Raw genomic sequence first — 22,696 nt, 5'->3', positions numbered from 1 at the left:
CAGCAGCCGGAGGGGCGGCAGTCAGCGAGTGAGTGTCGCCGGTGCCGGCGCGCTTGCCATCGCCGTCCGGACGCGTTTGGCCGACACCGGCGCCGCGGTGCCCAGGGTCTGCGCAAAGAGACTGACCCGGAGTTCCTCCAGCAGCCAGCCGATCTCGGCGACGGCGGCCGGGAGCGGCCCGGCCGGGTAGCGGGTGCACAGCGTGGCGTATTCGTCCTCGAGCTCGTCGATCACCTGCGCGCCGGCGCGCTCGCGTCCGGGATTGGAGCGGGCACCGGTCAGCCGCAGTTCGATCCCCTGTAGGTAGCGGGGCAACCGGGACCAGTGCGGCTCGGACGTCGCGGCGATGAAGCCGGGGTGGATCAGGCCGGCGAGTTGCTCGGTGACATCGGTCCGGGTCTCAGTCGGCGCGGACGCCAGCGCCAACTGGACCCGCTGGTAGCGCTGCAGGATGTCACCGGTGGTGGTGACGATGGCCAGCATGCGATCGGCCGTGCCGGAACGCACCCGGTCGCGGAGGGCCGCGAAGGGGGCGCTGTTCCGGATCAGCCAGGGGTCGGTCGGCGGAGGCTGCTGGTTCGATGAGTTCGGCCAGCGGGACGGACCGATCAGCGAACCCGCGGCGGCCAGCCGGGCGTCGGCGAGGAGTGCGGGCACGGACGGGTACGGCGACGCGGCGAGGGCGAATTTGACCGGGTTGCTCAGCCGCGAGACGACCCAGTTCGTCGGGTCGGGACTGGTCAGCACCACCAGTCGGCGCAGTCCGCGCAGGTGTGATCGGACGGCCTCGTCCGGTGTCGCGTACACCGTGACACCGACCGTGTCTCCCCGGTCCGACAAGGCCGGATAGCCGACCACCGCACCCTCGACCTGCTCGGCGATGGTACCGAAGTCCCACTGCTTGGCACCGGCGTGGGTGTGCTCGGCGGCGCCGGCATTGAGTTCCTGCCGCACCTGCGCGCCGAGCTGCTCGGCCAGTGCCGGCAGGTCCTTGCCGGTGGCCACCTGGTCACCGTCACGAGTGACGACGAAGCGGACCCGCAGGTGGCCGGGGACGGCATCGATCCGCCAGGCCTCGTCGGGCACCTGGACACCCGTGAGCATCCGCACCGCACGGCCCAGTCCGATCGGCAGCGGCTCCCCCGCCACCGGATTCTCGGCGAGCCAGGCCAGGGCACGTTTCGCGGTGTCCGGCGCGGGGACCAGCCGGGCACGCCACTGCTTGGGCAGCGCCCGGATCAGTTCGGTGGCCAACTCCTGCCGCAGGCCGGGAATCTGCCAGCCGAAGTCGTCCGCGGCTACCTGGTTCAGCTGGGCCAGCTCGATCTCGACGGTGACGCCGTCCTGGCCGGAGCCGGGGTCGAAGACGTAGCTGACCGGCAGGTCGAGGTCGCCGGTGCTCCAGTGATCGGGGAACTGCTCCGCGTCCACCCGGTCGTCGGTGAGCAGGTCCGCGGGAGCCAGGTCGAGCAGGTGGTCGTCGCGGCGGCGGGCGTCGCGCCACCAGCGGTCGAAGTGGGCGACCGAGACCACGTCGGAGGGGATCCGTGCGTCGTAGAAGGCGTACAGGGTGGCGTCGTCGGCGAGCAGGTCGAGTCGCCGGGTGCGCTCGGCGAGCTGTTCGGCGTCCGATCGGACAGCCTCGTTGCGGGCCCAGAAGTGGTGCCGGGTATGCCATTGGCCCTCAACAAGCGCGGACTGGATGAACAGCCGGCGGGATTCCTCGGGGTCGATCCGGCCGTAGGAGACCGTTCGTCCGGCGACGATCGGGACGCCGAGCAGGGTGACCCGCTCGGTGGCGACCACCTGTCCGGAGCGGGCCGACCAGCGCGGCTCGGAGTAGGTCCGGCTGAGCAGATGGCTGCCCACCTCCTCGACCCAGGCCTCTTCGATCGGCGCGACCGTACGGGCCCAGAGCCGGGTGGTTTCGACCAGTTCGACGGCCATCACCAGCGGCGGGTTGATCCGCGCCGCGGCCGAGCCGGGGCTGATCGCGAACCGGCTGCCGCGAGCGCCCAGGTACTCCCGCGGGCCGCGTCGACGCTTGTCGGCGGGCCTTTTGTCGCCGGGCTTGGCCGTGGTGCGTTCGTCCAGCAGACCGACGTGGGACAGCAGGCCGGACAGCACCGCGAGGTGCACCCGGTCGACGCCGGCCGGTTCCGCGTTGCGGGACATACCCAGGTCGCGGCAGACGGTCTTCAGCTGCTCGTTGAGGTCTTCCCACTCCCGGACCCGCAGGAAGTTCAGATACTCCGCGCGACACATCCGGCGGAAGGCGTTGCCGGAACGCTGCCCTCGGGCGGTGCGCAGGTAACGCCACAACCGCAGCAGCGCGGCGATGTCGGACGGGTCGCGCGGCGCGTCCTTGCCTTCTTCCGGCGACTCGCTGAAGAACCGTCGGTGCAACTGGTCGGCCTGTTCCTGCTTGTCAGCGGGTCGTTCCCGGACATCGGGCACGGTCAGCCCGGCCACCACCGCCTGGGCTTCGCGCAGGCAACCCTGGCGTTCTGCCTCGACCAGCATCCGGCCCAGCCGCGGGTCGACCGGCAGCCGAGCCAGCTGATGCCCGATCGGGGTCAGCCGGACGCGGTCGTTACGTCCGCCTCGCCGTCGCCTGCCGCTGGTCGGGCTTGTCGAGACCCCGCCGCCACCGCTGGTCGAGCCTGTCGAGACCCCTCGATCCGCAGCACCGGGTTTCGACAAGCTCAACCCTCGATCAGTCGAGGCCCCGCCACCGTTGGTCGAGCTTGTCGAGACCCCTCGGTCCGCCGAGTCGGGTTTCGACAAGCTCAACCCACGTGACTCGGCCCGGTCGGACTCGATCGCGCCCAGCTCGGTGAGCAGCCGCAAGCCATCGCCGATCTGGGCGGCGTCCGGAGGTTCGACGAACGGGAACCGCGCGATGTCGCCGAGCCGGGCCTGGGCCATCTGCAGGATCACCGAGGCCAGGTTGGTGCGCAGGATCTCGGGTTCGGTGAACTCGGGACGGGCGGTGAAGTCTTCTTCGTCGTAGAGCCTGATGCAGACGCCGGGCGCGACCCGGCCGCAGCGTCCGGCCCGCTGGTTGGCGGAGGCCTGCGAGATGGGCTCGATCGGCAGTCGTTGCACCTTGGTGCGGGCCGACCAGCGGGAAATCCGGGCGAAGCCGGGATCGATCACCGAGCGGATGCCGGGCACGGTCAGCGACGTCTCGGCGACGTTGGTGGCCAGCACGACCCGCAGGCTGGTGTGCCGGGCGAACACCCGGTGCTGTTCGTGCGCGGACAGCCGGGCGAACAGCGGCAGGATCTCCACCTCACGGCGGGTCAGCTGCGGCCAGTCCAGGCCGGCGATGGCGTCCGCGGCGTCCCTGATCTCGCGCTCGCCCGAGCAGAACACCAGGATGTCGCCGTCCGGGCCGTCCAGCATCAGTTCGGTGACGGCGTCGCAGATGCCGTCGATCAGGTCGCGGTCGGTGCCGGATTCGATCACCGGACGCCAGCGCACCTCGACCGGGTAGGTGCGGCCGGAGACCTCGATGATCGGCGCGTCGCCGAAGTGTTCGCTGAACCGGGCGGTGTCGATGGTGGCTGAGGTGACGATCACCTTGAGGTCCGGACGCCGCAGCAGCAGTTGTTTCAGGTAGCCGAGCAGGAAGTCGATGTTCAGGCTGCGCTCGTGGGCCTCGTCGATGATCAGGGTGTCGTAGCGGCGCAGGTCGCGGTCGTGGCCGATCTCGGCGAGCAGGATGCCGTCGGTCATCACCTTGACCTTGGTCTGACGGCTGGTCTTGGCAGTGAACCGGACCTGGTAGCCGACCACCTCGCCCAGCGGCGTCCCGATCTCTTCGGCGATCCGTTCGGCCAGGCTGCGGGCGGCGATCCGGCGCGGCTGGGTGTGGCCGATGCGTTCGCGTCCGGCGGCCAGGCAGAGTTTGGGCAGCTGGGTCGTCTTGCCCGAGCCGGTCTCGCCGGCCACGATCACCACCTGGTTGTCGCGGATGGCGGCGACGATGTCGCCGGCCCAGGCAGCGATCGGCAGCACGGCGTCGACCGCCAGCTTCAACTGCTCCCCAGACACGATCGTCCAGCGTATACGGAGGTCGCTCTGCGACCGGAGTTGAGGAGCGCAGCGACGATATACGGAGGTCGCTCTGCGACCGGAGTTGAGGAGCGGGGACGAGAGACCCAACTGTCCCCTGGTGACCAAGAGAACCGTCCCCAGTGACCAAAAGAACCGTCCCCAGTGACCAAAAGAACCGTCCCCGGTGACCGGGAGAACCGTCCCCGCGTACCGCGGATCGGCCGGAGGGGAACCTATTTGACCAGCACCACCGGGCAGCCGGCGTGGGTCATCACACCTCGGGCGACACTGCCGACGGTGTAGGTCGGGAAGCGGACATCGGTGCCCAGCGCCAGCACCGACACGGTCTCGCTGAAGGCGGCGAGCTCGTCCACCGGGGAGCCGTAGCGCACCTCGGTGTGGATCGGCGGCGCGGACGGGTGGCGGGCGACCACCTCGGCGACCAGGGCGGCCTGCTGGGTGACGGTCTGCGCCATCGCGGTGTCGATCTGTTCCTGGCTGACGCTGGAGCGAAAGATCCGGCTCTGCGGCGCCTTGCAGACCGTGACCACGCTCACCGGTTGGCCGGCGAACAACGGATTGCCGAGCACCCAGTCCAGTGCGCTCACCCCGGCTCCGCCGGCTTCCAGTGCGACACCCACCGGCCCCTGCGGGTAGTCGGCGGCGTCCGCCACGACGGCGAGCGGGCAGCGCACCGAGGCGGCCAACCCGACCGAGGTGGAACCCGAGAACTGGCGGCTGTGGCTGGTGTTGGCGCGGCGTCCGACGACCACCATCGAGCAGTTCTGGCTGAGCTGGGTGAGCACCCCGACCGGCGACCCGACGGCCACCTTGACCCGGATCCGTTTCTTGGCAACGCCGAGTGCATTGGCCATCAACGCCGCCTCGGCGAGCAGCCGGCGGGCGGTCGCCTGCACGTCGCCGGCGTCGAAGACCAGACCCCAGGGGCTGTTCACCACGGTGTCGTCGGCAACGTAGACCAGTTGCAGCATGGTCTTGCTGGCGGCCGCCACCCGGGCCGCGTACTCCAGCGCCCGGACGGCGTCGTCGGACGCGTCGTAGCCGACCAGGATCGGCGGCGGACCGGTGTACGGCTTCGGCATCGGACGTCCTCAGATCGCGGCGATCGAGCGCCCGGCGTAGTGGTCGGGCAGGATGCCGATCACGATCGGACGGTCGCCCGGCGGCCAGGGAAAGGGCATCTGCTCGGGAAGGGTCTGCACCGGCGCACCCGACATGCCGTGCACCAGCACGCTCCACCCGGTCGAGGTCTCCGGGTCGAGGTCGTCGACCTGGAAGGACACCTCCACCGGACGGACGAGCTGCGCCAGCGGCGAGCCCGCAGCCGTCCGAAAGACGATCAGGTCGTCCACCAAGCCGTAGCTGACGGGCAGGATCTGCACTCCGGAGGCCGAGTTCCAGCCGACCCGACCGAAGGTGCGGGTTGCGAGCAACAACCGGCATTCCCCCGCGTCCAGAGTGGTCAGGTGCCCGTACTGCGCCATAGGGCGACCCTACTGCCTCAGGACTGCCCGCCCAGCCGCCAGTCCCGCACCTCGGGCATGTCGTCCAGATGCTCGACGATGTGGCTCTGGTGCCGGGCCAGCTGCCCTTCACAGAACCGCATCAGATCGCCGGATCCCCGCCGGGTCACCTTCATGTTGTTCAGCACATCCATCACCAGGTGGTACCGCGAGGCCCGGTTGCGCACCACCATGTCGAACGGTGTGGTGGTGGTGCCCTGCTCGATGAACCCGCGGACCCGGAAGCGGTCGGCGTCCGGACGCCCGTGCACCAGTTGATGGATCGCGCCGGGGTACCCGTGGAAAGCGAAGATCACATCCCGGTTGTCGGTGAACAACTCGTTGAAGTACAACTCGCTCATCCCGTGCGGGTGATCCTTGGGCCGCTTCAGGCACATCAGGTCGACCACGTTCACCACCCGCAGCCTGATGTCCGGCAGCGACGCCTTGATCAACTCGGCGGCGGCGACCGTTTCCAGCGTCATGATGTCGCCGGCGCAGGCCAGCACCACGTCGGGCTCAGCCGCGTCCTCCTCGGTGCCGGCCCACTCCCAGATCGAGGCGCCCCGGGTGCAATGCTCGACCGCCTCGTCCATGGTCAGCCACTGCGGTTGCGGCTGCTTGTCCTGAACGATCAGGTTGACGTAGTTGACGCTGCGGAAGCAGTGGTCGGCGACGCTGAGCAGGCAGTTGGCGTCCGGCGGCAGGTAGATCCGGGAGTGCTCGGAGCCGCCGTTGAGCACCACCTGGATCAGGCCGGGACCCTGGTGGCTGAACCCGTTGTGGTCGTTGCGCCAGGCGGTCGAGCTGAGCAGGATGTTCAGGCTCGGCACATCGGCCCGCCAGGGCAGATTGGCGGCCTCCTGCAGCCACTTGCCGTGCTGGATGGTCTGGCTGGCCGACACCATCGCGAACGCCTCGTAGGTGGCGAACAGCCCGTGCCGTCCGGTCAGGTTGTAGGCCTCCAGCCAGCCGTGGCAGTTGTGCTCGCTGAGCACCTCCATCACCCGGCCGTCCGGGCTCAGCTTGCTGTCGGTGTCGTCCACCTCTTCCATCCAGGCCCGGTCGGACGCCTCGAACACCGCGCCGAGCCGGTTCGAGTTGGTCTCGTCGGGGCAGAACAGGCGGAAGTTGTCCGGGTTGCGGCGGTACGCCTCGCGCATGAACTCGCCCAGCTTGCGGGTCGACTCCACCTTGTCGGCGGCCCGCTGCTCCACCGGGACGGCGAGGTCGCGGAAGTCGGGCAGGTCGAGCGGCTCGGCGAGCAGGCCGCCGTTGGCGTACGGCGTCCCGGACATCGACTTGGGCTTGTCGGGGTTGGCGCTGCGGACCAGCTCGACCGGCCGTCCGGCCTCGTCGAAGAGTTCCTCGGGACGGTAGGAGCGCATCCACTCCTCGAGCTGCCGAAGATGGTCCGGGTCGGTCTTCACCCCGGACAGCGGCACCTGATGGGCCCGCCAGGTGCCCTCGACCAACTGGCCGTCGACGATGTGCGGACCCGTCCAGCCCTTCGGAGTGCGGAGCACGATCATCGGCCACCGAGGACGTCCCGGCTCGGCCTCACCGGCGCGGGCCTTGCGCTGGATCTCCTTGATGGACGCGTACGCGCGGCCGAGCGCCTCGGCGAACCGGTGGTGGATGCCGGGCTGGTCGTCGCCCTCGACCTCGAGCACCTCGTAGCCGTGACCCTCGAGCAGGCTGCGCACCTCGGCGCGCGGCTTGCGGGACAGCACCGTCGGCGCGGCGATCTTGCCGCCGTTGAGGTGCAGCACCGGCAGCACCGCACCGTCGTGGGCCGGGTTGACGAACGAGATGCCCTTCCACGAGCCCTCCAGCGGCCCGGTCTCGGCCTCGCCGTCGCCGACCACCGCGATGGTCAGCAGGTCAGGGTTGTCCAGCACCGAGCCGAAGGCGTGGATCAGCGCGTAGCCGAGTTCGCCACCCTCATGGATCGACCCCGGCGTGGTGACCGACACGTGGCTGGGGATGCCGCCCGGCGCGGAGAACTGGCGGAAGAACCTCAGCAGGCCGGCGGCGTCCTGGGTGATCTGCGGGAAGGCGTCGGTGTAGGTGCCCTCCAGGTAGGACGCGCCGACCAGGGCGGGGCCGCCGTGACCCGGTCCGGTGATGTAGAGGCAGTCCTGCCCGGTGTGCCGGATCAGCCGCGAGACGTGGGCATAGACGAAGGCGAGGCCCGGGCTGGTGCCCCAATGGCCGAGCAGCCGCGGCTTGATGTGCTCGGGCGCCAGTGGTTCGCGCAGCAGCGGGTTGGCCATCAGGTAGATCTGGCCGACGGTCAGGTAGTTGTTGGCGCGCCACCACGCGTCCAGGCCGGCGAGTTCGGATTCGGTCAGTTCGGGGAGCGTTGCTGACATGCATTCCACGCTAGCCACCCTCGGCGAACCACAGCTGGAGTTTGCCAGAAGTTCACCCTTCGCCGCCCTGGTCGGTCGAGCTTGCCGAGACCGCTCGGAAGGATCTCGACAGGCTCGATCAGCGGGGCACTAAGCCCAGATCCACCGATCTGCGGCTACTGCGCGACCCCCAGCTGGGCGCCCTGGCTGCGCCGGGCACGCTCGCCGTACGACCCGGTACGCCTTCGCGCACTCGGCTTGCCGTTGCACCCAGCTCGCGCCGCTCGCTACGCCACCCATCGGTGGATCTCGGCTAAGCCTCCGAGGAGAAGGTGGTCCGGCCGCGCAGCTTGGACGCCAGGTGCTCGTCGATCTCGTCGGCGACCACCGACACCGCCCGCAGCGCCTGGTGCAGGTGGGCCGGGACGAACGGCTGGGCGAAGATCGACAGCGAGACGAAGACGCGGTCCTTGATCAGCATGAACCGGACGAACCGGGCCTCGGTGTTCAGGTCGCTGAGCACTTCCATCGCCCGGCTCCGGCCGTCCACGTCGTGGACGACGGCCGAGAACACCAGGACTTCCTGGGCATCGGAGGTGGCCCGGACGAACACCATGGTCGAGCCCACCCGCAGCGCGAAGTCGCCGTCGGCGTCCTGCAGCGGCTGATGGCCGAGCAGGTCGACCAGCTCGGTCTCGATCAGCCGGTCGAGTTCGGCCTTGCCGCCGACCAGCCGGGCGGCCAGATCGTCGGCGTCGAAGCTGGTGGTGGGCGCCTCCCGGGCCCCCGGCGGAGTGAGGATCTCGGCCAGCTGATCGGGCGCCAGGAAGGCCGGATGCGGCACCCCGTAGACCTCGCGGAGCACCTGGGACGCCTGCTCGGCGAGCTCGGCCGCTCGTTCCTGGCTGCCGGTGCGCCAGAAGTTCGCCGTCGGGTAGCCGTCGTCGACGTTCGGCGGCTGCCAGCCGAAGGCGTCCAGCGCCTCCAACTGGGAGGTGGTCAGCTGGAACTCCTCGCTCAATGCCGCATTGCCGGCCGCCTCGGTGACCAGGTCGTCGTTGGACAGGCAGCGGAACAGCACGAACGGGGCGGTGCCCTCCTGCTCGGTGGCCAGCGAACCGATCCGCAGCGACGAGCCGGGGTCCATGTGCGAGATCACCTCGCCGAGGCGTCCGGCGAACTCCGACCAGGCCTCGTCGGTGCTGCGCTCGAGGTCGAAGTTGTACACCTCGCTGGCGTTGTTCGGATCGTCCACGCGTCCAACCTAGTGGACGCCCGGCCCTTGGGAACCGGTGCGCCCGATGGGACGGCGTCCGGCGCCGCGTCCGGCGGTGGTCACCCGCCGAGCAGGGTCGCGAGCAGGGTGATCGTCGGCACCGAGATCACCGTGGACACGAAGATCGAATCGCGGGCCAGCAACTCCCCCACCTCGTAGCGGGAGGCGATCACGTAGATGTTCTGCGCGGCCGGCAGTGCGGCGATAACGGTGACCGCGAGGAGCTCGGCGGGTGCCAGACCGAAGCCGACTCCCAGCGCCCAGGCCAGCAGGGGCTGCAGGACGATCTTGGCCGCCACGATGACGCCGACCTCGCGCAGCTGCGGACCTCGCCGCGGCAACGGGTCGAGTCGCAGCGAGATGCCGAAGGCGAGCAGCATCGCCGGCACCGCGACGCCCCCGACCAGGTGGACCGGAGCCATCAGCAGTTCGGGAATCCGCACGCCGGCCAGGTTGAGCGCCACCGCGAGCAGGACGGCGACGGTGATCGGGTTGCGCAGCGGCAGCGTCGGATAGCTGTGCCAGGACAGCGGCCGTCCCGCCCGCCGGGCCGCCAGGGTGTCCAGGATCGCCAGCGCGGACGGCTGCATCAGGCCGATCTGGACCAGCATGATCGGCGCCATCCAGGTCATGTCGCCCATGATCGCGGCCGCGATCGGCAGGCCCAGGTTGCCGGCGTTGGTGTAGCAGGCGCCGAGGGTGGCGATCACCGTGCGGGCGTTCGGCGGCCCGATCAGCGTCCGCGCGGCGACCAGGTAGCAACCCGCGGTAATCGCGATCGCCAGGATCGACACCACCAGGGTGCGCGAGAACAGATGGGCCAGGTCGGCGTCCACGACCAGCGAGAACAGCAGCGCCGGGGACGCCACCAGGAAGGCGAGCCGGCTCAGCACCGTGCGCTGCAGCTCGCCGAGCACTCGAAAGTGCGCCAGCAGCACCCCGGCTGCCACGATCGCCCCGATCGTGAAGAAGCCGGTCAGCGCACCCTGCACGCCGACGACCGTAGCGCCGCGGCCGGGGTCCGCCGGACGCAGTGCGGCATTCGGTCAGCCCCCGCGTAGCATGTCGGCCGATGTCGCAGCGCAATCACCTGATCGACCTGGCCCGGGCATTGTCGGTGCTGGTGGTGGTCACCTTCCACTGCCTGCTCTACCGGATCGTGGTGGTCGACGGCATGCCACAGGTGGTGCCCTGGGCGCCGCAACCGCACGCGGCCTGGTGGACGGCCAGCTGGTTCGTGATGATCATTCCGCTGTTCTTCATCGCCGGCGGGTTCGCGCATGCCCTGGTGATCGACCGGATGCGCGCCGAGGGCCGCGGCTATTCCTACTATCTGGCCGCCCGGGCGCGCCGGCTGGTCGGCCCGCTGCTGCTCTTCGCGGGCTTCGCCACGGTGCTGAGCACCGCCGGCGCCTGGCTGGTCTCCGCCCCGCTCAGCGTGGCGCTGAGCACGCAATTCGCGCAGTTGCTGTGGTTCGTGGCGATCTATCTGGTGGTCGTCGGGATCGCGCCACTGATGGTCAGCTGGCACGACCGGTTCGGCTGGTGGCCGCTGCTGGTGCTGACCCTGCTCGCCGCGGCGGTGGACGCCTGGTCGTTCGCCACGTCCGACTTCACCCTGCGGTATTGGAATCTGCTGACCGTGTGGCCGATGTGCCATCAGCTGGGCATCGCCTACCACCGGGGCTGGTTCCGGCGCGGTCCGGTGTGGGTGCCGGTGGCGACGTTGGCCGTCGCGGCGGCGACGATCCCGGTGCTGGTGTTCGGCCTGGGCTACCCGGCGTCCTCGATCGGGCTCGGCGACATTCCGATCGCCAATGTCCTGCCGCCCACGGTGGCGATGATCGTGCTGGCGGCCGGCCAGGTCGCCGCGCTCGGGCTGCTGGAGCGCGCCGGGGTGGCCCGAACCCTGCCGCCCCGGGTGGAGCGGGGCCTCGGGGTGGCCAACGCGCTGGCCGTCACCACCTACCTGTGGCACATTCCGTGCATCGCGGTCGCCGGCGGGGCGCTGTTCGGGCTCTCCCGGATGGTGCCGGGACTGACCGGCGTCTTGCTCTCGCAGCCGGCGGTGGTGATCGTCACCTGGCTGCTGATCGGCGCGGTGATCCCGCTGATCGGACGGCTCGAGTACGCCTTGATCCCCCCGCTGGGACGCACCCCCGGCCGCGGCGCGATCGCCGCCTACCTGCTGCTCACCGCAGGCACGTTCCTGGTCTGGCGGCACGGCACCGTGCTGCATCCCAGCGAGCCCTGGTCGCTGGCCGGCCTCGCCCTGCTCGGCACCGGGATGGCGTGGCTGGCGAGGGCGACGAAGGCAGAGCCCTGACCTCGGCAACCCGTCCACTAGGCTGACCGTGCGGCGAGGGAAGGTGGTGCGGTGGACCCGACCCAATGGGACGCGCCGTTCCCGCTCATCGTCGCCGCCCTGTTCTGCATCGTGCTGACCCGCTCGAACGCCACCTACTGGGTCGGACGCCTGATCGCACGCGGGGCGTCCCGGACCCGCGCCTCCCGCTGGATGGAGACGCCGGGATACCGCCGCGCCGCGGCCCGGCTGAACACCTGGGGAGCCCCGGTGGTGGCTGCGTCCTTCCTCACCATCGGCGTGCAGACCGTGATCAACCTGGCCGCCGGGGCGAACCGGATGCCGTTGATCCGGTACATCCCCGCCACCGTGGTCGGCTCGACCGCCTGGGCGTTCCTCTACGGGTCGGTCGGCTTCGTCGGCTTCGAGGCGTTCACCCTGCTCTGGGAGCACTCCCCCGCCGCGGCGGTCGTCGGTGCGATCCTCGCGCTGGCCGGATTGGCCTGGTTCGTCGTCCGACAGGTGCGACGCGGCCGCTCGGTCGCGGACCTCGAGGCAACCTCCGACGAGCGCTGATCTCGCCGGTCGAGAGCCCGGCAAGCGCCGGTCTCGTCGGTCGAACCTGCCGAGACCTCGGAACCCGGGGCGCGGGCTGATCTCGTCGGTTGAGCTTGTCGAGACCTCGGAACCCGGGGCGCCACGCCGTGGCCAGATGGTGGGTGCATCCACGTACATACTCGGTATATGGTGACTGACCAGTGGATATACCGAGTATGTAGGAGCGGGTCATGTCTGTTCGATTGGGTTTGCTGGCGCTGCTGGCCGAGGGTGCGCGCTATGGCGCCGAGTTGAAGGCGGGGTTCGAGCAGCGCACCGGCGGCACCTGGCCGGTGAACGTCGGACAGGTGTACACCACCCTGGACCGGCTGGAACGCGACGGCTTGGTCACTGCCGACGCCGGCGATGCCGAGGGACGCATCCGCTACTCGCTGACGGCGACCGGACGCGAGGCGGTCGCCGACTGGTGGCGTACGCCGGTGGACCGGCAGGCAACCCCGCGCGACGAGTTGGTGATCAAGCTGGCGATCGCGATCACCTCGCCCGAGGTGGACTCGGCCGCCGTGGCGCAGGCGCAGCGCTCGGCCACCATGCACCGGCTGCAGCAGGCCACCCGGCTGAAGCAGTCGATCGATCCGGCCGCCGACCTGGCCTGGCTGATGGTCGTCGAGCACCAGCTGTTCGCCGCCGAGGCCGAGATCCGCTGGCTCGACCAGGTCGAGGCGAGCGTGCGCCGGTTCGGCACGGTCACGCCCGCGCCGACCGACGTCGTCGCCGACGAGACCGCGGAGATGCGGCGATGAGCGCGCCCGCCCTTCGGCTCACCGACGTCGTCCGCACCCACGGCAGCGGCGAGACGGTCGTACACGCCCTGCGCGGCGTGTCCCTGGAGGTGTGGCCCGGCGAACTGGTGGCGGTGATGGGGCCGTCCGGAAGCGGGAAATCGACCCTGCTGAACCTGGCCGGGGCACTGGACCAGCCGACCGGCGGTGAAGTCTCCATTGACGGCGTCGTGCTTGGTGGCCTCAAGCCCGACCAGCTCGCCCAGCTGCGGCGCAGGCGGGTCGGGGTGGTCTTCCAGAGCTACAACCTGATTCTCGCCCTGACCGCCGCCGAGAACATCGCGCTGCCCCTGGAACTGGACGGCCATCCGATCCTGGCGGCGCGACAGGACGCCCGAGCCGTCCTGAAAGACCTTGGCCTGGGCGGGCTGGCCGACCGGTTCCCCGACCAGCTCTCAGGTGGGCAGCAGCAGCGGGTGGCGATCGCTCGCGCCCTGGTCGGCGAGCGCCGGCTGGTGCTGGCCGACGAGCCGACCGGCGCGCTCGACTCGGTGACCGGCGAAGAGGTGCTGGCGGTGCTGCGGGCCCGTTGCGACGGCGGTGCGGCCGGACTGCTGGTCACCCACGAACCGCGGCATGCCGCCTGGGCCGACCGGGTGATCTATCTGCGCGACGGCGTCGTGGTGGACGGCACCGCGGTCCGCGCCGAGCGGGTGCCGGCGTGAGCACCGCCGTGGCGGCCCGGACGGCCGCCGACGTCCCGCTCGGACCGGTCCAACCCCGAACCCGCTCCTGGTGGACCGGATGGCGGCTGGCACTGCGGATGGCGCGCCGCGACGTCCGGCGCGATCGCGGACGGAGCTGGTTCGTCTGGCTGATGATCGCCGTCCCGGTGGCGATCCTGGCCGCCACGCAGGTGCTGGTCGCCTCGTTCGACCTGTCGCCGATCGAGCGGGCCAGGCTGGCCACTGGCGGGAATCAGGCCGTCATTCACTGGTCCGGGCGTCCGTTCGAGCCCTCGCTGAACAGCTACGGGGACGTGGTTCCCGAGGACGAACCGGCAGCGGCCGAGGCACCGACCCTGCCCGGCTGGGGAAAGTCGCTGGCCTCGCGCGAGGCCGCGGTCGCGCGATTCCTCGACCGGCCGGTCAGCGCGATCACCTGGAGCAGTCCTACCTTCGGCGTCGCCGAAGTCGGGCTGCTCATGGTGGGCGTCGATCCGCGCAGCCCGGCGATGGCCGACGTGATCCGGCTGACCGAAGGTCGGCTGCCGGCCTCGCCCAGCGAGGTCCTGGTCACCGCGCGCGGCGTCCGTTCCGGCCTGCCGACCGGCGGGGACGTCCGGCTCACCCTCGGCGACACCGCGGCCGGCTACACGGTGGTCGGACGCGCCGACCTGCAGCTGCTCGGCAGCTACGACCTGCTCGGCTACCCGCAACAGACGAGCGACGAACTGGGATTCCTGGTGCCCGGCGACCGGACCGTGACCTGGGAGGACGCGACCCGGCTGGCCAGCCACGGCTTCACCACCACCAGTATGGCGATCGTCGCGCACCCGCCGCGTCCGCTGCCGCGGTCGGGGCTCGGTTTCGGAATCGGGGACGTCGCGCTGGTCGTCGGCCTGGTGGAGGTCGCGCTGCTGGTCGGACCGGCGTTCGCGATCGGTGCCGCACGTCAGCGACGCAGCCTGGCACTGGCCGCCCTCAACGGTGCCGAGCCGCGGCAGCTGCGCCGGGTCGCGCTCGGGCAGGCCCTGCTGGTCGGTTCGACGGCCACGCTCACCGGCACAGTGGTCGGCACGGGGGCGGGTATCGCATTGTGGCCGGTGTGGGCCTCGGATCCGGCCGAAACGCACGGTCCGCTGGACGTGCCCGGGTTGGCTTTGGCGCTGTTGCTCGCACTGGGGACGCTGACCGCGCTCGGTTCGGCGCTGGTGACCACCCGCGGCCTGGCTCGGCTGTCTCTGGTTTCGGCGCTGAGCGGCACCACCCGTTCGGCTCCGCCCGGACGCGGCGCGCCGATCGCCGGCGTCCTGCTGCTCACCACCGGATTGGCTGCTACCTGGTGGTCGACAACGCTGCCCCGCGACGCGAACTCGATGGTCCCCTGGCTGGTGCTGGCGGGTGGCCTGGCCGCTCTGGCCGGGCTGCTGCTCAGCACGCCCGCGCTGCTGCGGCTACTGGCCCGGCTGGGGTCGGGCGCTCCGGTCGCCCTGCGAATGGCGTTGCGCGACCTGGCCCGGCACCGTGGCCGGGCGACCGCGATCGTCGCGTCGGTGGCCGGCGGCGTGCTGATCCTCACCGCCGTGTGGACGGCGATGGGCAGCGGCGATGCCGACCGCGCCCGGCGCCACATCCCGGTCACGCGTGCCGGCCAGGCCGTCATCACGGGCGTTGAGAGCGAGTCGGGCCGGGCCGGCGTCGCGGCCACCGTCCGTTCGGTTGACCCTCGGCTGCGGACCACGTCTGTGGCGGGCACCGCCGTGCCCAGGCCCGGTGGCGACGACGGGGACACGCTCAACATCGCCGGGTTGCGGAAGGGTTGCACGGCGGCCGACCTGTTCGACGGGCAGGGTCGGGCGACATCGCGCTGCCGTTCGGTGTTCGCCTATCCAGGCTCCGGCATCCTGGTCGGCGCCACCGCCGATCTGGTGCGGCTGTTCGGGTTGGACGCCGCGCAGGCCGACGCCTTGACGCACGGCAGGCTGCTGGTGAACACCGAGCCTGTGCCAGGATTCGAAGGCACCTCGGTGAACGAGCTGGACCGGGGACGGCTGCAAGTCGCCTATGTCGACTACATGATCGGGGCGAAGCAGCGAACCGAGTGGCTCCCGGCCCTGGCGATCAGCACCGAGGTAATCGGCCGCGGGGCGCCGCCGGCCCGCTATTCGGTGCTGGCCAGCACGTCGACCGCCGTCACCCTGGGCTGGTCGGTGGAGTTGTGGCAGCTGCTGGTGGACGACCCGGACGGCCCGATCACCGCCGCCACCGAGGCGGCGCTGCGCGAGGCGCTGGCCGCTCCGGGAATCGACGTCCAGGTCGAGCACGGCTTCGTGCCGGAGCCGCAGCCGGTGCTGTGGCTGATCGCAGGCACCCTCGCCCTGCTGGCGGTGATCGGCGCGGCCATGTCGACGATCCTGGCCGCGGCCGAGCTGCGCCCGTTCCTGGCCACCTTCACCGCGGTCGGCGCGCCACCGGCGTTGACCCGCCGGCTGGCGATGGCGCAGGCAGCCGTGCTGGGCTTGCTGGCGTCCGGACTGGGATCGTTGCTCGGGATGGCGCTCGGCGCACCGCTGGGGGCGATCTCCACCAGTTGGGAAGACGCCGAACCAGTCGTGGTGTTGCCCTGGCTGGCCGCCGGGGTATTTACGATCGGGGTACCCGTGGTTGCCGGCGCAGTGGCGGCGCTGGCGACTTCCAGGGCCCCGGCTACAACACGCATCGCTGACTAGGCCATTCGCCGCTCGCGCCGCCGCTGGTCGAGCCACCACCGCTGGTCGAGCTTGTTGAGACCCGTAGCTGGTTTCGACAAGCTCAACCGGCGAATGCGAGTGCTTCGGCGAGCAGCCGTCCGGGATCCCCGAGCAGGTGTCGCCGGCCGCGGACGACCCGGTGTCCGTCCACGATCACGTCGGTGACGTCGGCGGCGGCGGCACACATCACGATCTGGGCAGGGTCGGCTCCGGCCGTCCGGACGCTGGCCAGGTCGACCGCGACCAGATCGGCCCGGGCGCCCGGCTCGATCCGTCCGGCGTCGGTCCAGCCCAGGGCGCGATGGCCGGCCTGCGTCGCCACATGCAACAGGTCGCCGGGGGCGAAGCTGCCGCGGCGTCCGGACGCCAGCCGCTCGTGCTGCTCCAGCCGCCGGGCCTCGCCGAGCAGGTCGATCGCGACGTGCTGATCGCTGCCCAGGCAGAGCGGGCTGCCAGCCCTGCACAGCCTCGGGAACGGGCCGATGCCGTCGGCCAGGTCGGCTTCGGTGCTCGGGCAGGCGCAGATCGCGGTGCCGCTGCCGCCCAGCAATTCGATGTCGCTCTCACTCAGGTGGATGGCGTGGACGGCGGTCGTGTCCTTGCCCAGGGCACCGGACCGGGCCAGCAGCTCGGTGGGCGTGCAGCCGTAATGAGCCTGGGTGGTCTCGTTCTCGGCCGGCTGCTCGGAGAGATGCACGTGCAGCGGCAAGCCATGGTCGGCGGCCGCTGCGGCGACACCGGAAAGCTGATCGGCCGGGACGCCACGGACCGAGTGGATCGCGGCACCCAGCCGGGCGTGCGGGGGCAACTGTCCCTCCGGCATCAGGAGCCGCTCGATCCGCGTCCGCCAGCCGGACGCGTCCCCGTCGCCGAACCTGCGCTGCGGACCCTCCAGAGGCCGGTGTCCCCCGGCGTCCAGACCGCCGGACAGGTAACAGGTGTCCAGCAGGGTGATCCGGATTCCGGCCGCCGCCGCTGCGTCGACCAGGGCCAGGCCCATCGCGTTCGGCTCGTCATAGGGCGCGCCGCCGGGGGCGTGGTGCAGGTAGTGGAACTCCCCCACGCAGCTGATTCCGGCGGTTGCCATCTCGGTGTAGACGGCGGTGGCGAGCTGCCGGTAGCTGTCCGGATCGAGGCGGGCGGCAAGGGCATACATCTGTTCGCGCCAGGTCCAGAAGGTGCCGCCGTCGCCGTGGGTGCGGCCCCGCAGCGCCCGGTGGAAGGCGTGCGAGTGGGCGTTGGCCAGGCCGGGCAGGACGATTCCCGGCAACGTCTCGGCACCTTTCGGCGGGGTCCGGACGCCGCTGGTCACCGCGGTGATCCGGCCGTCGGCCTCCTCGACGAGGACACCCGACCGGACGCCATCCGGCAGCCAGGCGTGCTCCAGCCAGTAGCCGCTCACTCCGGCTCCCCGGCCAGCGCCTCGACCACCCGGACCAGGGCGTCCACGCCGGCATGGCAGTCGTCGGTCTCCGCATGCTCGTCGGGCGAGTGCGAGATGCCGGTCGGGTTGCGGACGAACAGCATTCCAGTCGGGACGCCGGTGGTGGCCAGGATGCCGGCGTCGTGGCCCGCGCCGGTGGCCAGCACCGGGGCATCCAGCAGTGCCGAGAGTCGGCGCACCAGCGGGGCGTCGAAGTCGGTGGCGTCGGTCCAGGACTCCTCGATGGCGTCCTGCCCGACGGTGCTGGCGAGGTGGCTGACGGCGTTGCGGACGGCGTGGGCGTCGGCACCCCGGGCATCCAGCCAGGTCTGCACCAACGACGGGATCGCGTTGACCCCGTTGGGCAGCACCCGCAGCTTGCCGACCGTCGCGACGCAGCCGAAGTGCTGGGCGGCGGCCCGGGCCTGTTGGATCACCGCGGCCGCGATCAGCATCGGGTCGTCACGATCCTCCAGCCGGGTGGTGCCGGCGTGATCGGCCCGGCCGGCGAGATCGAACCGCCAACGGCCGTGCGGCCAGATCGACGAGCCGACCGCCACCGAACCTTCGGCGGGGTGACCGGGATCACCCAGCGCTCGGCCCTGTTCGACGTGGAGTTCGATGAACGTCCCGACCCGGCGGAGCGTCTCCTCGTCGCGGCCCACCATGGACGGGTCATGCCCGGACGCCCGCATCGCGTCGGCCATCGTGGTGCCGTCCGCGTCGGCCAGGCTCAGACCTCGCTCGGCCGTCATCGCGCCGGTGAGCAGCCGCGATCCGGCACAGGCCACCCCGAACCGGGCACCCTCCTCGTCTCCGAAGCAGGCGATGCCGAGCGGACGAGTGGGGCTGAAGCCGGCGGCGTCCAGCTGGTCGAGGGCCGCGAAGGCCGACACCACCCCCAGCGGGCCGTCGAAAGCGCCGCCGTCGGGCACCGAGTCCAGGTGCGAGCCGAGCACGAGTGCGGGTCTGCCCGCGGCGACCCCGGCGTCCGGGTCGCCCCGCCAGGCCCACAGATTGCCCACCCGGTCGGTCACCAGATCAAGACCCCGGCGAGCGGCCTCCGCTGCGAACCATTCGCGCAGGGTTGCGTCCTGCGGAGTCCAGGCGAACCGCCGATAGCCGCCGGTGGCCCGATCACGTCCGACTGGGGCCAGCTCTGCCCACATCCGGTCGAACGATGCGTGCTCCGGCTCGGCGGCTCGGGATCCAGTCGGCAATGCGGTCACGGCTCCTCCAGCGAGATGAAACGTTTCCATGTCACACCTCGCGGCGGCTAGCTGCGAGATGATCGATTACCGCGTCTGGAATCCGAGACGCCCCGACGGGCCGCTCGTTTGATTGAGCCTTTCGACGCTCACGCCGACAGCCGCATCGATCGCGTCGCCGGTGAAATGGCGAGCGGGCGGAAGGGAACCCGTCCCCTCCGCCCGCTCCGAGGCCTCAGCTGCAGCCGCTGGTGCTGCCGCAGCCCTCGCAGATGTAGCAGCTGCCGCTACGCCGCATCTTGGTGCCGCAGGTCATGCACAGTGGCGCGTCGATCGCCATGCCGGAGATCTTCTCCAAGACCTCGGCGGTCGAATGCGCTTCGACCAGGGCAGGCTGGTTCGGCCCGTCCTCGTGCACCTTCACCTCGTCGCCGGCGTCGTTCTTCAGCGCCTCGGACTCGATCAGCGCCGCCTCGTCCTCTTCGGAGAGGTACGAACCGGTCTCGACGTAGCGAGCCCGCTCGGCGGAGGTGTGGATACCCAGCTCGGCCCGCTCGTCGAAGGACAGGTAGTCCAGCGCCAACCGGCGGAAGATGTAGTCGATGATCGACTGCGCCATCCGGATGTCGGCGTCGTCGGTCATGCCCGCCGGCTCGAACTTCATGTTGGTGAACTTCTGCACGTAGCTCTCCAGCGGCACGCCGTACTGCAGCGCGATCGAGATCGCGATCGAGAAGGCGTCCATCACGCCGGCCAGCGTCGAGCCCTGCTTGCCGAGCTTCAGGAAGACCTCGCCGAGGCGTCCGTCGTCGTAGGCGCCGGCGGTCATGTAGCCCTCGGCACCGCCGACCGAGAAGGAGGTCGTCCGGCTGGCCCGCGACTTGGGCAGCCGCTGCCGGCGCGGCCGGTACTCGACCCGCACCTCGGGCTTCGGTGCCGCCTCGACCGCGGCGGGCTCTTCCTTCTTCTTCGCGTCGGACAGCGGCTGGCCGACCTTGCAGTTGTCCCGGTAGACCGCCAGCGCCTTGATGCCGAGCTTCCAGCCCTGCAGGTAGACCTCGGCGATCTCCTCGACGGTGGCCGACTCGGGCAGGTTGACCGTCTTGGAGATGGCGCCGGACAGGAACGGCTGGGTGGCGGCCATCATCCGGACGTGGCCCATCGGCCGGATCGCCCGCTCGCCCATTGCGGTGTCGAAGACCTCGTAGTGCTCGGTCTTCAGCCCCGGCGCGTTGACCACATGGCCGTGCTCGGAGATGTACTCGACGATCGCCTCGACGGTCTCGTCGGTGTAGCCGAGCCGCTTCAGCGCATGCGGGATGGTCTGGTTCACGATCTGCATCGACCCGCCGCCGACCAGCTTCTTGAACTTGACCAGCGAGAAGTCCGGCTCGATGCCGGTGGTGTCGCAGTCCATCATGAAGCCGATGGTGCCGGTGGGTGCCAGCACGGACGCCTGCGCGTTGCGGAAGCCGTTGGCCGCGCCCAGGGTCACCACCTTCGCCCACTCGTCGGTCGCCACGTCATGCACCGTGGAATCGAGATCGGTGAATGTGCGCACCTCGTCGTTGGCCGCCTGGTGCTTGCGCATCACCTTCTGGTGCGCGGACGCGTTGCGGGCGTACCCGGCGTAGGGGCCGACGATCGCGGCCAGCTCGGCCGAGCGGCGGTAGCTGGTGGCCGTCATCAGTGAGGTGATGGACGCCGCCAGCGCCCGTCCGCCCTCGGAGTCGTAGCCACGGCCCACGGCCATCAGCAGCGCACCCAGGTTGGCGTAGCCGATGCCCAGCTGGCGGTAGTCGCGGGTCGTCGTGCCGATCGCCTCGGTCGGGAAGTCGGCGAAGCAGATCGAGATGTCCATCGCGGTGATGACCAGTTCGACCGCCTTCACGAAGGTGGCGGCGTCGAAGGTGTCGTCCTCGCCGAGGAACTTCAGCAGGTTGAGGCTGGCCAGGTTGCACGAGCTGTTGTCGAGGCTCATGTACTCCGAGCACGGGTTGGACGCGGTGATCCGCCCGGTCTCGGGGTTGGTGTGCCAGGCGTTGATGGTGTCGTCGTACTGGATGCCGGGATCGGCGCACTCCCAGGCGGCCTTGGCCATCTTGTCGAACAGCTGGCGGGCGTCGACGGTCTCGATCACCTCGCCGGTCATCCGGGATCGCAGGCCGAACTCGGCGCCGTCCTCGACCGCGCGCATGAACTCGTCGCTGACCCGAACCGAGTTGTTCGCGTTCTGGTACTGGACGCTGACGATGTCCTTGCCGCCCAGGTCCATGTCGAAGCCGGCGTCGCGCAGCGCGCGGATCTTGTCCTCTTCGCGGGCCTTGGTCTCGATGAACTCCTCGATGTCGGGGTGGTCGACGTCGAGAACCACCATCTTCGCGGCCCGGCGGGTGGCTCCGCCGGACTTGATGGTGCCTGCCGAGGCGTCCGCGCCGCGCATGAAGCTGACCGGGCCGGAGGCCGTCCCGCCCGAGGACAGCAGCTCTTTGCTGGAGCGGATCCGGGAGAGGTTGAGGCCGGCACCCGAGCCGCCCTTGAAGATGAAGCCCTCTTCCTTGTACCAGTTCAGGATCGAGTCCATCGAGTCGTCGACGCTGAGGATGAAACAGGCACTGACCTGCTGCGGGGACTTGGTGCCGACGTTGAACCAGACCGGGGAGTTGAAGCTGAAGTACTGGTGCAGCAGCATCCAGGTCAGCTCGTGCTCGAAGATGTCGGCGTCGCCGGACGTCGCGAAGTAGCCGTTGCTCTCGCCGGCGCGGCGGTAGGTGGTCACCACCCGGTCGATCAGCTGGCGCAGGCCGGTCTCACGAGCCGGCGTATTCAGCGCGCCGCGGAAGTACTTGGTGGTGACGATCGTGGACGCGTTGACGCTCCAGAAATCGGGGAACTCGACACCTCGCTGTTCGAACACCGTCTCGCCGGTCTTCCAGTTCGTCTGGACGACATCGCGCGACTCCCAGGCGACCTGGTCGTAGGGGTGCACACCCTCGGCGGTGAACACGCGCTGCAACGTCAGCCCCGACGGCCTGGCGGATCGACGGCTTCCGGCACGGGCGGTTTCGGTCATGGGTTGTGCCTTCTTTCGGGTGTGATCTGGGGCCGCACGCTGCGGGCTCCCCAGTGGGTTCAGCGTGGGGCGACCAACTGGCCGCGGAGGTTCTCGATCTCGGCCGCGAAGTCGTCGACGGACTCGAAGTGCTGGTAGACGGACGCGAAACGCAGGTAGGCAACAGCGTCGAGGGTCCGAAGCGGACCCAGGATCGCCAGACCCACGTCGTCGGCGGGTATCTCGGCCTGACCGGACGCCCGAAGCGCCTCTTCGACCTGCTGGCCCAGCCGGGCCAGGTCGGCCTCGGAGACCGGACGCCCCTTGCAGGCCTTGCGGACTCCGGTGACCACCTTCTCGCGCGAGAACGGCTCGACGACGCCGGATCGCTTGACCACCACGAGTTGCATCTGCTCGAGCGTGGTGAACCGGCGCTCGCAGGAGGGACACTGCCGCCGGCGACGGATCGCCGCGCCGTCTTCAGCGACCCGCGAGTCGAGAACCCGGGAGTCTGTGTGGCGGCAGTACGGGCAATGCACGGTGCTACACCCCTTCGTCTTCGTCGGTGAACGGCTCGCCCCTGTGGAGCGGACTGTGCATGGACTGTGGAAGAGGCTGTGGATAGAACCACAATCTGTGGATGAACCACAGCCCTGTAACTACTACATGTAGACGATAGGT

Annotated in this window: 15 protein-coding genes; 5 read left to right on the top strand and 10 right to left on the bottom strand. The window is 70.3% G+C overall.

What is annotated here, in order from left to right; genetic code table 11:
• Positions 1-21: 21 nt before the first annotated feature.
• The 6 genes from hrpA to QM711_RS00605 all read right to left on the bottom strand — a co-directional run bounded on the left by hrpA (position 22) and on the right by QM711_RS00605 (position 10,207).
• On the bottom strand, positions 22-4,059 hold the full coding sequence (gene hrpA / locus QM711_RS00630) for an ATP-dependent RNA helicase HrpA (protein WP_415095793.1): 4,038 nt from the start codon (positions 4,057-4,059) through the stop codon (positions 22-24).
• Between the two features lie 236 nt (positions 4,060-4,295).
• A complete protein-coding gene (locus QM711_RS00625) occupies positions 4,296-5,165 on the bottom strand; it encodes a universal stress protein (RefSeq protein WP_415095792.1) in 870 nt (289 codons plus the stop codon).
• A gap of 9 nt (positions 5,166-5,174) precedes the next feature.
• Positions 5,175-5,567 (bottom strand): pyridoxamine 5'-phosphate oxidase family protein, encoded by a 393-nt coding sequence (locus QM711_RS00620; protein WP_415095791.1) that lies wholly within the window; start codon positions 5,565-5,567, stop codon positions 5,175-5,177.
• A gap of 17 nt (positions 5,568-5,584) precedes the next feature.
• Positions 5,585-7,960: a phosphoketolase gene (locus QM711_RS00615; protein ID WP_415095790.1), complete on the bottom strand. Its 2,376-nt coding sequence runs from the start codon at positions 7,958-7,960 to the stop codon at positions 5,585-5,587.
• 292 nt (positions 7,961-8,252) lie between these two features.
• On the bottom strand, positions 8,253-9,194 hold the full coding sequence (locus tag QM711_RS00610) for a T3SS (YopN, CesT) and YbjN peptide-binding chaperone 1 (RefSeq protein WP_415095789.1): 942 nt from the start codon (positions 9,192-9,194) through the stop codon (positions 8,253-8,255).
• Between the two features lie 80 nt (positions 9,195-9,274).
• On the bottom strand, positions 9,275-10,207 hold the full coding sequence (locus QM711_RS00605) for an AEC family transporter (RefSeq protein ID WP_415095788.1): 933 nt from the start codon (positions 10,205-10,207) through the stop codon (positions 9,275-9,277).
• Positions 10,208-10,287: 80 nt separating this feature from the next.
• Here QM711_RS00605 and QM711_RS00600 point away from each other — a divergent pair, with 80 nt between their 5' ends.
• The 5 genes from QM711_RS00600 to QM711_RS00580 all read left to right on the top strand — a co-directional run bounded on the left by QM711_RS00600 (position 10,288) and on the right by QM711_RS00580 (position 16,311).
• Positions 10,288-11,541: an acyltransferase family protein gene (locus QM711_RS00600; protein ID WP_415095787.1), complete on the top strand. Its 1,254-nt coding sequence runs from the start codon at positions 10,288-10,290 to the stop codon at positions 11,539-11,541.
• A 51-nt stretch (positions 11,542-11,592) separates the two neighbouring features.
• Positions 11,593-12,096 (top strand): DedA family protein, encoded by a 504-nt coding sequence (locus QM711_RS00595; RefSeq protein ID WP_415095786.1) that lies wholly within the window; start codon positions 11,593-11,595, stop codon positions 12,094-12,096.
• A gap of 212 nt (positions 12,097-12,308) precedes the next feature.
• Complete coding sequence (locus QM711_RS00590; protein ID WP_415095785.1) at positions 12,309-12,881, top strand: PadR family transcriptional regulator; 573 nt, start codon at positions 12,309-12,311, stop codon at positions 12,879-12,881.
• Entirely contained in the window at positions 12,878-13,585 is a 708-nt protein-coding gene (locus tag QM711_RS00585) for an ABC transporter ATP-binding protein (RefSeq protein ID WP_415095784.1), read from the top strand. Before QM711_RS00590 ends, QM711_RS00585 begins: the two co-directional genes overlap by 4 nt.
• On the top strand, positions 13,582-16,311 hold the full coding sequence (locus tag QM711_RS00580) for an FtsX-like permease family protein (RefSeq protein WP_415095783.1): 2,730 nt from the start codon (positions 13,582-13,584) through the stop codon (positions 16,309-16,311). Before QM711_RS00585 ends, QM711_RS00580 begins: the two co-directional genes overlap by 4 nt.
• Before the next feature lie 82 nt (positions 16,312-16,393).
• Here the strand turns inward: QM711_RS00580 and QM711_RS00575 are convergent, their stop codons facing one another.
• The 4 genes from QM711_RS00575 to nrdR all read right to left on the bottom strand — a co-directional run bounded on the left by QM711_RS00575 (position 16,394) and on the right by nrdR (position 22,554).
• Positions 16,394-17,734 carry a formimidoylglutamate deiminase gene (locus QM711_RS00575; protein ID WP_415095782.1) on the bottom strand — a complete coding sequence of 447 codons (1,341 nt, stop codon included), beginning with the start codon at positions 17,732-17,734 and terminating at the stop codon, positions 16,394-16,396.
• Positions 17,731-18,984 (bottom strand): allantoate amidohydrolase, encoded by a 1,254-nt coding sequence (locus QM711_RS00570; protein WP_415095781.1) that lies wholly within the window; start codon positions 18,982-18,984, stop codon positions 17,731-17,733. Before QM711_RS00570 ends, QM711_RS00575 begins: the two co-directional genes overlap by 4 nt.
• A gap of 214 nt (positions 18,985-19,198) precedes the next feature.
• Complete coding sequence (locus tag QM711_RS00565) at positions 19,199-22,036, bottom strand: vitamin B12-dependent ribonucleotide reductase (protein WP_415095780.1); 2,838 nt, start codon at positions 22,034-22,036, stop codon at positions 19,199-19,201.
• Positions 22,037-22,095: 59 nt separating this feature from the next.
• Positions 22,096-22,554: a transcriptional regulator NrdR gene (gene nrdR, locus QM711_RS00560; RefSeq protein WP_415095779.1), complete on the bottom strand. Its 459-nt coding sequence runs from the start codon at positions 22,552-22,554 to the stop codon at positions 22,096-22,098.
• Positions 22,555-22,696 lie beyond the last annotated feature (142 nt).

This window comes from Micropruina sp., from assembly GCF_047602385.1.
Lineage (GTDB): Bacteria > Actinomycetota > Actinomycetes > Propionibacteriales > Propionibacteriaceae > Micropruina.
This window is presented reverse-complemented; position numbering and strand designations above follow the sequence as displayed.